The organism is Pantoea sp. SIMBA_079 (assembly GCF_046940275.1).
GTDB lineage: Bacteria > Pseudomonadota > Gammaproteobacteria > Enterobacterales > Enterobacteriaceae > Pantoea > Pantoea borealis.
Genome location: NZ_JAWRYR010000475.1, coordinates 1 through 262, shown reverse-complemented (window position 1 = coordinate 262; position 262 = coordinate 1). Strand labels below are relative to the sequence as shown.

General features: G+C 69.5%; 1 protein-coding gene. It reads right to left on the bottom strand.

Annotated features, from left to right (window positions below; genetic code table 11):
* Nucleotides 1–262, bottom strand: a 262-nt coding sequence (locus SB719_RS20865; RefSeq protein WP_412159848.1) for an aldo/keto reductase, incomplete at both ends; no start/stop codon positions are given.

The following is a 262-nucleotide window of genomic DNA, read 5'->3' as shown; positions in this document are numbered from 1 at the left end:
ACGTACTCGACGCCGAGGCGCTTCAGCGACTGGTCCAGGCTGGCGAGCACGTACTTGCGGCCGCCGCCGCCCTGACCGTACGGGCCGGGCCACATGTCCCACCCCGCCTTGCTCGAGATGACGAGCTCGTCGCGGTGGGCGGCCAGATCCTCCTGCAGGATGCGGCCGAAGTTCTTCTCGGCCGAGCCGTACGGCGGGCCGTAATTGTTGGCCAGGTCGAAGTGCGTCACGCCGAGGTCGAAGGCGCGGCGGATGATGGCGC